14 protein-coding genes are annotated in these 11,232 nt (G+C 39.0%); 7 read left to right on the top strand and 7 right to left on the bottom strand.

The window, feature by feature from the left end:
- The first annotated feature begins 1 nt into the window (after position 1).
- Positions 2–868, top strand: coding sequence for an ATP-binding cassette domain-containing protein (locus Q4550_RS19885; protein ID WP_303535470.1), 867 nt, complete (start codon positions 2–4; stop codon positions 866–868).
- Between the two features lie 124 nt (positions 869–992).
- On the top strand, positions 993–1,751 hold the full coding sequence (locus Q4550_RS19880; RefSeq protein ID WP_303535468.1) for a potassium channel family protein: 759 nt from the start codon (positions 993–995) through the stop codon (positions 1,749–1,751).
- 150 nt (positions 1,752–1,901) lie between these two features.
- On the opposite strand, the gene Q4550_RS19875 is transcribed toward Q4550_RS19880, so the two are convergent.
- The 4 genes from Q4550_RS19875 to Q4550_RS19860 form a co-directional block, all read right to left on the bottom strand.
- Entirely contained in the window at positions 1,902–2,705 is an 804-nt protein-coding gene (locus Q4550_RS19875; RefSeq protein ID WP_303535467.1) for a cupin domain-containing protein, read from the bottom strand.
- Between the two features lie 317 nt (positions 2,706–3,022).
- On the bottom strand, positions 3,023–4,027 hold the full coding sequence (locus Q4550_RS19870) for a S8 family peptidase (RefSeq protein WP_303535465.1): 1,005 nt from the start codon (positions 4,025–4,027) through the stop codon (positions 3,023–3,025).
- Positions 4,028–4,141: 114 nt separating this feature from the next.
- Positions 4,142–5,503, bottom strand: coding sequence for a PhoH family protein (locus tag Q4550_RS19865; protein ID WP_303535563.1), 1,362 nt, complete (start codon positions 5,501–5,503; stop codon positions 4,142–4,144).
- A 151-nt stretch (positions 5,504–5,654) separates the two neighbouring features.
- Complete coding sequence (locus Q4550_RS19860) at positions 5,655–6,425, bottom strand: GNAT family N-acetyltransferase (RefSeq protein WP_303535463.1); 771 nt, start codon at positions 6,423–6,425, stop codon at positions 5,655–5,657.
- A gap of 156 nt (positions 6,426–6,581) precedes the next feature.
- Here Q4550_RS19860 and Q4550_RS19855 point away from each other — a divergent pair, with 156 nt between their 5' ends.
- Entirely contained in the window at positions 6,582–6,740 is a 159-nt protein-coding gene (locus Q4550_RS19855; RefSeq protein WP_194218945.1) for a Fur-regulated basic protein FbpA, read from the top strand.
- A gap of 135 nt (positions 6,741–6,875) precedes the next feature.
- A complete protein-coding gene (locus Q4550_RS19850; protein WP_226615133.1) occupies positions 6,876–7,148 on the top strand; it encodes an HU family DNA-binding protein in 273 nt (90 codons plus the stop codon).
- A 154-nt stretch (positions 7,149–7,302) separates the two neighbouring features.
- On the opposite strand, the gene Q4550_RS19845 is transcribed toward Q4550_RS19850, so the two are convergent.
- From Q4550_RS19845 to Q4550_RS19835, 3 genes are all read right to left on the bottom strand, one after another.
- The gene (locus Q4550_RS19845) at positions 7,303–7,944 is read right to left on the bottom strand and encodes an MOSC domain-containing protein (RefSeq protein WP_303535461.1); all 642 of its coding nucleotides are present in this window, start codon (positions 7,942–7,944) and stop codon (positions 7,303–7,305) included.
- Positions 7,945–8,043: 99 nt separating this feature from the next.
- Positions 8,044–8,163, bottom strand: a complete 120-nt coding sequence (locus Q4550_RS19840; RefSeq protein WP_370314259.1) for an FbpB family small basic protein — start codon at positions 8,161–8,163, stop codon at positions 8,044–8,046.
- 116 nt (positions 8,164–8,279) lie between these two features.
- Positions 8,280–8,891 carry a TetR/AcrR family transcriptional regulator gene (locus Q4550_RS19835; protein WP_303535460.1) on the bottom strand — a complete coding sequence of 204 codons (612 nt, stop codon included), beginning with the start codon at positions 8,889–8,891 and terminating at the stop codon, positions 8,280–8,282.
- 148 nt (positions 8,892–9,039) lie between these two features.
- On the opposite strand from Q4550_RS19835, the gene Q4550_RS19830 reads away from it, so the two are divergent.
- Genes Q4550_RS19830 through Q4550_RS19820 form a run of 3 tightly spaced genes read left to right on the top strand, consistent with a single transcriptional unit; the run spans position 9,040 to position 11,209 of the window.
- Entirely contained in the window at positions 9,040–9,927 is an 888-nt protein-coding gene (locus Q4550_RS19830; protein ID WP_303535459.1) for an ABC transporter ATP-binding protein, read from the top strand.
- Positions 9,924–10,730 (top strand): ABC transporter permease subunit, encoded by an 807-nt coding sequence (locus Q4550_RS19825; protein WP_303535458.1) that lies wholly within the window; start codon positions 9,924–9,926, stop codon positions 10,728–10,730. Before Q4550_RS19830 ends, Q4550_RS19825 begins: the two co-directional genes overlap by 4 nt.
- Positions 10,731–10,753: 23 nt before the next feature.
- Entirely contained in the window at positions 10,754–11,209 is a 456-nt protein-coding gene (locus Q4550_RS19820; protein WP_226615137.1) for an NUDIX hydrolase, read from the top strand.
- Positions 11,210–11,232 lie beyond the last annotated feature (23 nt).

The following is an 11,232-nucleotide window of genomic DNA, read 5'->3' as shown; positions in this document are numbered from 1 at the left end:
GATGATTCAACTACAAAACATCAAATATACTCGAAAACAGTTCACACTTGCTATTCCCGAATTAACACTTGGTTCTGGGATCACCATTCTAGTTGGTAAGAACGGCGCTGGTAAATCTACCTTGCTTCAACTTCTAGCGACAGCAATAAGGCCCCAAAGAGGCATCATTGAATATGGTGGGAGAACAGTGGAAACCTCCCTCCCCTTTATTCGTAAGAATATCGGCTTTCTTCCAACAGGTATCGAATTATATGAAGAGATGAGAATGAAGAGGTTTCTTAGGTATATGTGTGAATTAAAAGGGGTCATTTATCAAGATGCCGTTGATCAAACGATGGAAGCCCTTCATATTCACAAATGTAAAAGAAAGAAAATAAAAGCTCTCTCTCAAGGAGTGAAGCAGCGTGTCGGTATTGCACAAGCCATTCTTGACTGTCCTCCTATTTTGTTACTTGATGAACCATTAAACTACCTCGATAGTCGTGAACGAAAAAACGTCGTCTCCCTTCTATCAAGATATGCCGAAAAAAGACTTGTTCTTATTGCGACACATGAGTTAAATGAATGGGAAGATATTGCTGACGATTTAATCTGGCTTCATGAAGGAGAAGTTCTTTTTCATGGGTCCATTTCTCTTTGGAAAAGAGAGCTTCCTTTACGTGTGTGGCAAGGGAAAATCCTTCTTAACGAAATCGCTCAACTTGAGCAGGAGCGGATTATTCACATGAAACGATTAAATAAACAGTACATGATTAAATACATTGATATCACAAAACCCTTCGATCATTTTCATGAAACGGAAGCAACCATTGAAGATGCCTACTTCATTCGCAAGAAATCCTGGGATGGAGACCTCATCCCAATCTAAAGTTCTTTCGCTTTTATCAAAGAAGCTTAACTTCAGTCCCCCAATTTATGGAGGACTTCTTTTTTTTGCAGGGTGATTCTTCTTGATAGCGAAATAGTGATAAATAGACAAAGAAGGTGATCCATTGCAAAAGCAATCTCTAGGAATGATTTATGAATTTGTACTCGCCCTTCTCCTTATTTTTTCACTCGTCATTGATTTACCCGATCGCGAAGGCACTGCGCTCGATTTTTTTATTTGGCTCTTATTCTTACTTGATTATGCTACGCGACTTTTTTTAAGTGATCACAAATGGACTTTTATCAAACAGCATCCGCTGGATTTGATTGCTATTATTCCGCTCGATCAATTGTTTCGGACCGCAAGACTTGTCCGCTTTATACGGGTGATACGATTAGTCGCACTCATTAATCACCGCACGTCTGTTTTTGAACTCTTTCTAACGAAATATAAAATTGATCGTGCGTTTATCTATGTTATTTCACTCCTCTTCATTTCAGCGCTTTCGATGAAATGGATTGAACCAGAATTTGAGACATATGGTGATGCCCTTTGGTGGGCAGTTGTGACTACCACTACGGTGGGGTATGGAGATCTCTATCCTGAAACAGCTGCAGGCAAACTGGTTGCCGCGGTATTAATGATGGTCGGGATTGGAACGATCGGTGTTATTACAGGAACCGTTGCGGCTATGTTTTCAAATAACAATCGAAATAAACTCCCAACTGAGTTAGATGACATTAAAAGAAAAATCAATCATTACCCTAATATTAGCCAGCTAGATTACAAGCATATGATCGAACAACTTGAAAAAATAAAGATACAAGAAGCAAATAGAACGACTGACGCACAAAACACGGAAGAAAATGATGATTTCTTTTGAAGTTATACATACAATTAGCACAAATATGATTTCACCTCAGAAGAGCTAATGTTTTTTAAGCTCTTCTGAGGTGAAAAATTTCTGTTAACCAATTCGAACCCTAACCAAACTACGACCGTAGAGCACCTTGTTCATTTTTTTAAGCTATTTCTACATATTGTTGCTTTGTTGAAGAAGTTTGGACTGTCCAGTTCGCTCCCAATCTTCCACTATTTCATAGGCTTTTTCAGGAGAGTAACCCTTTCCAACAAGCACTCCCATTAGAATAAACTCTTGAAGAATGTGTGTTGCATTTATGCCTCTGTCGACATCTTCCAACCCTTCATTTACTAAGAATTCCGTGTATTTCACCCATTCATCTGGCGTTTTGCCAAACACAGTTGAGTTTCGATTATGCTCACCTTCTTCCGCCGCTATAGCCTCCTCTTTTGTCTCATGAACCGTTCCAAAAGGATGATTAGGTGGAGCATAGATCGAGTAAAGCTTAATCGGTACATCTCCAGTATTTGTTAGATTGTGCCATGTACCAGCGGGTATAAATACAGCATAATCATCATAAACCTCTCGTTCATAATTCAAGGAATCTTTGCGTTTCCCCATTTGCACCTTTCCCTGTCCTTGTTCAATTCGCAAAAATTGGTCAACGTTTGGGTGCATTTCCAATCCAATGTCTTCACCAACATCGATACTCATTAACGTTAATTGTAAATGTTCACCTGTCCATAAAGCTGTACGAAAAGTATCGTTTTGCTTCGTTGCTTCATTAATATTAGCGACAAATGGTTTCGGTCCATAATCTTTAAATTCCCTACTTCCAGCATTATTGGAAGATCGAGATGTAAACCCCTGCTTTGTCACTTGAGGCAAAGGTTCGTATCCAGGCTGTCTCTCCTCGTTATAAGTTGGCGGACGTTGATAGTGATGATAAGGATGCATAGAAGGATCATAGTACATAGTTTCTCAATCCCTTCACAATGTATAAATTATCCTATGCATCTATCATGGGTGTGTACTTAAAATGTATTAAGTAAATAACACCTAACCTTATGAAGATCCTCCCAGCTCACATTAAAAATGAATGCTTTGTTGCATAGTGAATCCTTTTACATACTTTTTCTCAAGTCCACTTCTTTTGAACCTGATTCACCACTTTAGATTGGTTTTGTCATGCATCAACATATTTATATAACACAAAAATCGTAGTGCGAATCTTAATTCGCACTACGATTTTTGATGTAAATGATAATATTGATTTCACTTTACTTGTGAAGTTATTTCGTTACTTTTTCTGATTTCACTTCTGTTTGATCCCACGCGGTTGTATAAATATTAAAGAGCGATTCGAGCTGATTCATAAAATTTAAAGCGAGAAGGCCATTTCCTTCAGCTTGCTTTGTACAACCGATTGGCACGGTTCTCTTGATAAGCTGTGAATAAATTTCAGCTTCACTAAGCGTGCGCTTAAATTCCTTCTCAGAAACATTCATGAGAAGCGCCAGTGCCCCCGATACGTGCGGAGCAGCCATTGAGGTTCCAGAAAGAACAGCATATTCACTACCCGGATAAGTTGAAAGAATATCTACACCTGGTGCAATTAAGTCAATCTCATTATTGGTATTGGAAAATGGAGCGAGCGTGCGTTGGAAAGAGGCCGCTCCTACTTCAATTACCTCATTATAGGCACCAGGATAAGCGAATTCAGATGTGTCTTCTCTATCGTCTCCTTCATTACCAGCGGCGCACACAACTGAAATATTTTGATTCACGGCATCTTTAATAACATCGTGAAGTTCTGGTACATCAGATGGTCCACCGAGCGACATCGAGATCACATTTACCCGTTCGCCTTCTGTCCCCTTCCAATCGATGGCATACCGAATCCCATTGATGATAGATTGATATGAACCACTTCCGGATTCATTCAGTACTTTAACGATCAAGAGCTTTGAATCTGGGGCAACACCTTGAACCCCTTTTTCTCCGTTCGTTGCTGCAATCGTTCCGGCGACATGCGTACCGTGGCCATTATTATCATCATAACGATCTGCATCTCCACCGAAATCTTGCGTAAAGTTCTTACCTCCAATAATACGTGATTGAAGATCAGGATGATCAATTTGACAACCTGTGTCTATTACCGCAATGATTCGTCCTTTCCCTTTTTCAGATTCTTCCCATACCGCTGGTGCTTGAATCATTTCAATCCCATCTGGAAGAATTCCTGCTTCTTGAACGACTGCATTAACCTCGAATGGTATTAATCTAACATCACTCATGTTTAGCGCCCCTCTCTTTTAACTGAATTATCTGATAAAAAAGATCAGTTTGTCTAGTTCCATATGGTCTAATTTCCCATTTTATTTCATGAGAATATCGTCCCTTCGTACTACTTAAAGAAATCGAGCAGCTTTTTCAGCAAGCTTACTTCGCTCTGTACTCGTTAAGTGGACAATCCCTACCTCATCTTCCTGCTTTAACCGTTCAACAGCGTACGTTAAACCATTGTTCACTGAATCAAGGTAAGGATGGTCAATCTGTTCGGGGTCCCCGATTAGAACAATCTTCGTTCCCTCGCCTACTCTTGTTATAATCGTTTTCACTTCATGAGGAGATAAGTTTTGAACTTCATCAATAATCACAAATTGACGAGGTATACTCCTCCCTCTTATGTACGTTAACGCTTCGACTTTTAGCGTCCTCAAGCCAGTTAAAATGTTTGTTAACTCTTCTTCATTACTGGCATCAAATAAAAATTCTAGATTATCATAGATTGGTTGAATCCAGGGTCTAATCTTCTCTTCTTTCTCTCCAGGCAAAAAGCCGATATCATTTCCAACTGGTACCACAGGCTTTGAAACAAGTAGTTTTTGATAATGTTGCTCGTCTTCCGTCTGACTAAGTCCTGCAGCAAGCGCAAGAAGCGTTTTCCCCGTTCCCGCCTTTCCAGTTGCACAAACAAGTGAAACACTTTTATCCATCAACAGCTCCATTAACATACGCTGCTGGACGTTTTTCGGTAGGACTCCCCAAATATGTTCACTCTCTCGGTTCAGCCCTTGGATTACTACTTTCTGATTTCGAAATAGTACTCTTCCAATCCCAGAATGACTACTTCCAAAAATATCTTTTAACAGGATAAAATCCTGACTATAAACTTCTGTGTTCATATACTCACGCAGAATATTCATAGAGAGTTCGCCGCTCTTATAAAGAGAGTCAATGATTTCAGGAGGCACTAGAATTTCATGATAGCCTCTGTGAAGACGATCGACGTGCTCAATAAGACGATCATTCTCATATAGTTCAGGAAAAAAAGCTGGTAACTCAAGTGATTTTTTTAAGGCATCTGCTTTCGCAATCATTAACATATCATTTGAAACAAGAACGACATCTCCTGTATCATCCGTGCTTAAATTAATCGATACTGCAATAATGCGGTTATCATTGGAATCTTCACTAAACTCATTTCTTAGTTTATCAAAAGAGCGATGATTTAACTCAATTCGAAATGTTCCTCCAGATTCAAGTGGAATTGGTTCATCGAGCTTGACTTTGTTTTTATCTCGCAGTTTTTTGTACATTCTGCTAAATTCTCGTGCATTACGACCTACCTCATTCATCAACCGCTTCTTAGAATCGATTTCTTCAATCACAATCGCTGGAACCACAACGTGATTGTCACCAAATCGAAAAAGGAAGTGAGCATCATGCAAGAGAATATTGGTGTCTAGAACAAAGGTTTTCAACAACAGAACAGCTCCTTTTTAACAAAAGTTTAAGAAGGTGAAGGATTAACCCTTCACCTTGGAGTGTTCCAGATTCTATATTCGCAATCCTACCTTTTTACAGAAACACAATGAGATTTACAGCATCTTCATAAAAGATTGGCTACTGTTTGCGCTTCTATTCTCGGATATATTGCTTATACTCCGCATACTCCCTAAACCCCAGTTTTCGTAAAATAGGTTCAGAAGTACCGACTCTCGCTTGCGTCACCGCTATCTCGCATCCTCTTTGACTCGCTTTATATAAACGTGCCTTCAGCATGTTTTTGTAAATCCCTTTCCCTCTATATTCAGGCAGAACCGCTGCTCCATTTAAATAAAGAGTTTTCCCATCCTTACTATAGCGATAATTCGAATAACCGATTGGATACTTTCCGTCTAGCAAGAGCGTATAGCCTCCTCTTCGCTCAGAGAACTGAAGATAAGAAGCTCTTTCATTAATAGCAGCTTTCATCGCCTGATTGTCATAACCCCAAACCTTCCCTGCGATCTCTACATGCTCAAGAACGTCTTCTTTCGTTGTCACTTCTTTATGGATATATTCTGATGATGACGGAATTTCTTCTGTTACTTCCTTTGCTAATCCAACGTATGTATCTGCGTGCTTCATCCCCAATTTAATAAGCTGTTTTTCAAGTTCACTAGACTCAGAATTTGTTTGAATCCACCAGGAGAAGGGGCTGTTTTGAAAATACGCTATCGCTTCTTCAACCTTGTTAAGAGTTTGACTGAAGCGAACAACCTTATTCGCATAGACACTTGCTGATTTATCATTTTTGATCATCACTAGGTCATCTTTTTGAATATAGTGAATAGATTCAGGTACAAGAGCTTCTTCGTAATCCCATTGAATGGCTTCAATTGCACAAATAATTTGCTCCTTATTCATTGCTCATCACCTCATTTCTATAAAAAGCTTCACTTCTGTATAAGGCGCTCTACGAATCCTACTGGTCCTTTGTCCAATCTGTCACATCTAATTTTGATTAAAATGCATAGCCCCAGGACATACTGGGAATAAAAAATCGTTAAGGAGGGTGTGCTCATGGAAACCAATCAGCTCAGAAAAGCACTAGAGCAACGTAGAAATTACTACATTTCGAAGCTTATTGAGGCAGGAGCCTATTCCACCGCTGACCACCATCTGTATCAATGTACACTGACGGACCTTCAGAAAGAGTACAAACAACTATCCAACTATTAATATCCTATAATCAACGGAGATTCGTTAAGAGTCTCTTTTTTATATTCTTTTATTCATGATGTATAAATCACTGATGTACTGGCGAAAATAGTGCCATAGCATTGAAACTAGCAAATTTAGAAAGGATGAAACATAATGAATAAAGCGGAACTTCTAACGACAGTTGCGGAAAGATCGGAAATGTCAAAGAAAGATACTGCGAGAGTGGTAGACACGTTAATGGATACGATTGCTGAGGCACTTGCGAAAGGGGAAAAAGTACAGCTTGTGGGATTTGGTAATTTTGAAGTAAGGGAACGCTCTGCCAGAAAAGGACGAAACCCGCAAACTGGTGAAGAAATTCTCATCCAAGCTTCAAAGACACCCGCTTTTAAACCTGGGAAAGCATTAAAAGAAAAAGTTGTTTAACATTCAGATAAGCTGGATCCCCTCGGTTCCAGCTTTTATTTTAGGAGAAATCAATGGAACTGATGCAGATTGTTAAATACACCGTTACATTCGTTACAATCATTATGCTGATCGTCTTTTATTATCGTATGGCTAAAAAATAATGGCGCGCAACTTAAAGCGCGCTCAACTGTTTACTTAGCTTGTTATACCAGTTTTCATTCAGTTCTTTTGCAAGTAATACCTTTTCGAGACCAGCGCGATCTTTTCGATCATTGTACGTAACGCGATTGACTAAAGCAACAGTTACATCATGATCTGGACGACTCTCAAGGGTTATTTCATCCCCAGCTTTAACTTCTCCCTCTTCTAACACTCGGAGATAATAACCACTATACCCATTTTCCATCACAAATAAGTGCATGTTATCAACTTCAAATTTCTTTGCAAGTTTAAAGCATGGCTGCCTTGGTAAGCTAACCTGTACTTGAATCTCACCAATTCGATAAATATCACCGATACGTGCTTCTGTCTCATCCATTCCAGCTACTGTAAAATTCTCACCAAATGCACCAGCCTTCAGTTCACATCTTAAACGTTCTTCCCAATAGGCATAATGCTCCATTGGGTAAACACAAATGGCTTTCTCTGATCCTCCGTGATGAACAAGATCCGCTTGTCCATCTCCTTCTACTTGTAATTTAGATACATAAACTGATTCAATCACTGGTTGTTTGTAGATACCTGTAGAGATCAACTTCCCTTTGTAGCTCGTTTCAATAGGTTTCCCTACATTCAAACTTACTAATTTCGACATTCGATCGCCTCCTTTCTATAGTTTAGCACAGGGAGAAACAACAAATATGAGCCTAATTTATGCAAAAAAAACAGTCGCTTGACGACTGTTTCCTTTGAATTAAACGTGTCTGTTATCAATACGTTTTTCTATTTCAGCTAGTTCTTTTTCATTTTTAAGTAGTTCTGCTTTATTTTGATCAACGAGCTGTTTAAAGGTTAACTTTTTCAGCTTTTTCAACAAAATTCACCAACTTTCCCTCTGTATGGCTTCATTATACAACAGGTGTGTGTTAGATAAATTAACAAACTATTAAAATTTTGTGAAAATTTACACACATTTCAGTTTATGAATGATTATTCAGATTCATTCCTACTAGAAACTGGACCACCACTTAAACCATAAAAGAATAGTTGAAGAACATCGTCGAGAAAGTCCTTTCGCTCTGACCATGTTTCGGCTGGAATACGCTGCACCTCTGTCTTTAAGGCATTGAGATATAGCATAATCGACTCCATCGAAAGTGAAGCATTAATTTCTCCTCGTTCACGTGCCTTTTCTAAGAGTTGTACAAACAATGGAAGTGTCTGAGTTCGATAAAAACGTTCTACGTAATCCTTTAGCTCTTCATCTGTCGTTAACATTTCTGCTAGAAGCGATGGATTAAGGCTTTGGACTGCCTTATGCTTTTCAAAAATAATCAATTCAATCACTTCAGCGAAAGAATGATCCTGTTGAACAATCTCTTTAAAGGCTTTAAATTGATTGTTCATATAGTCTTTTAGCACTGCTCTTACAAGCACTTCCTTACTCGTAAAATGATTATAAATCGTGACCTGAGAGACATTAGCAAATCGAGCAATGTCACTAATCTTCACCTTTTTTATACCTTCTTTGTTAAATAACGTAAAAGCTGACGCCATTATATCTTTACGCTTCTGTTGTTTACGTAATTCAAATCCATTCATTCTCATCACCATCATTAGTATATCATTTATTGAACTTTTTATTAAATATGAGTTCAATAAATGTTGCTTATTATCATAGAGTCATTTATGATAATAATGAAATATATAATAAGATATAGTTCAAAAATTAACTGAGGGGGACACCTCAATGATCGAATTAAACGGGTTAACAAAACAATTTCCAAACGGAAAAGGGATTTTCGATGTTACGTTCTCCATTCCTAGAGGGGAAGTATTTGGATTTCTCGGCCCGAACGGTGCTGGTAAATCGACAACGATACGTCACTTAATGGGATTCATGAAGCCTTCAAAAGGCACGGCAATGATAGATGGAATGGATACGTGGAAAGATGCTGCCAAAATCCAGAGGAAGATCGGATACCTCCCTGGTGAAATAGCCTTTCTTGATGGAATGGATGGCATCGGTTTCCTTCAATTAGTTGGCGGAATGAGAGATCTAAAAAACACCGCATACCGTGATCAGCTAATTGATAGGCTTCAATTCGATGCAAAAACTCCTATTCGTAAAATGTCCAAAGGAATGAAACAAAAAGTGGGGATCGTAGCTGCTTTTATGCATGAACCTGAAGTTATAATATTAGACGAACCAACCTCTGGTCTTGACCCGCTCATGCAACGAATATTCATTGAAATTGTAATGGAGCAGAAAGAGAAAGGCACTACATTCCTAATGTCTTCTCATAGCTTCTCTGAAATTGAACGAACGTGTGACAGAGCTGCAATCATTAAAGATGGAAAAATTGTTGTCGTCGAGAATATTCATGATCTGCAGCAAAAGCAGCGTCGTCTTTTTGATGTTACGTTTGCTACTGAAGCGGAAGCAAAGCGTATCAAAGAAAGTAACCTCGAGGTCATATCAGTCATAGATAACCGCGCAGAAATAGCGGTTCAAGGTGACTACAATCAATTTATTACTGCTTTAGGAGATTATCAGATTCGGAACATTGATATTCATGAACAAAACCTTGAAGAAGTCTTTCTTACTTATTACGACAGGGAGGCAGAGAAATCATGAATATGACACTCTATGCTAGGATGCTAAAAGTCCATGCCAAGTCCATCTCTAGCTATGCAATTGGCTCTGCACTTTACCTGCTTCTTATCATCGGCATCTATCCTTCGATTGCAGATGCACCTGGTTTGAATGAATTAATGGAGTCTATGCCCGAAAGCTTTCTAGCTGCATTTGGAATGGAAGGTGGATTTCAGCATGTAAGTGACTTTATTGCAGGGGAATATTATGGATTGCTGTATATAGTCATTTTATCGATTTTTTGCTTAATGACAGCTTCACAGCTAATGGCTCGTCACATTGAAAGAGGCTCAATGGCTTACATTCTCGCAACACCAAACTCACGAAAAAAAATTGCCTTCACTCAAGCTCTTGTGCTGCTCACCGGACTTCTTATTATCGGATTAACAACTGCTCTTGCAGGAGTCATTGGAACAGAAATATTAATTGATGATAAGCCGTTTGAAGCCATGACGTTTATGAAGGTTAATCTCGTCGGTATTCTTTTGTTCTACGTCATCTCAGCCTACTCGTTTCTATTCTCTTCCTTATTAAATGATGAGCGACAAGCACTTGGACTTTCTGGATTACTCACCATCGTCTTCTATGGAATGGATTTAATCGGGAAAATGAGCGATAAACTCGATTGGATGGTAAATCTCTCTCTCTTTTCAACATTTCGGCCAGTTGAGATTGCCAGAGGTTCTGTAGAAATCTGGCCATCAATGACGTTCCTTTTCTTACTGGGTACCGTCCTTTATGCCCTTGCCATCATGATCTTCGCTAAAAGAGATCTTCCTTTATAATAAGAAGAAAAGGAGCGATAGGCATGAATTATGTGAAGGAATTGCGTGACGTTGTTGGTCATCGGCCACTGATCTTAGTCGGGGCCGTCGCAATAATCTTAAACGAAAATGGAGAAATTCTACTCCAACAACGTAACGAAAAACAAAAACGCTGGGGGTTACCTGGTGGATTGATGGAACCAGGAGAATCAACGGAAGAAACAGCCGTAAGAGAGTCTTTTGAAGAAACGGGTTTAACAATCCAAAAGCTCACTCTTTTTAAACTCTATTCTGGTGAAGAATTTTTCACGAAAGCAGATAACGGTGATGAATTCTACTCTGTCACAACGGCTTATGTTACAAACGAGTATGCTGGAGATCTCACCCACACAGAAGAAAGTATAGCTTTGGGATACTTTTCTTCAGACCATCTTCCAGAGCTGATGGTTGGAAGCCACAGACGAATGATACGAGATTATATTAGAAATAAAACACAATAAATACCCAAAAAGCAGTGGAACTC

The sequence above is a fragment of the Anaerobacillus sp. 1_MG-2023 genome (assembly GCF_030547345.1).
Lineage (GTDB): Bacteria > Bacillota > Bacilli > Bacillales > Guptibacillaceae > Guptibacillus > Guptibacillus hwajinpoensis_B.
The sequence above is the reverse complement of the archived record's forward strand: the minus strand, read 5'-3'. Positions and strand labels throughout refer to the sequence as shown.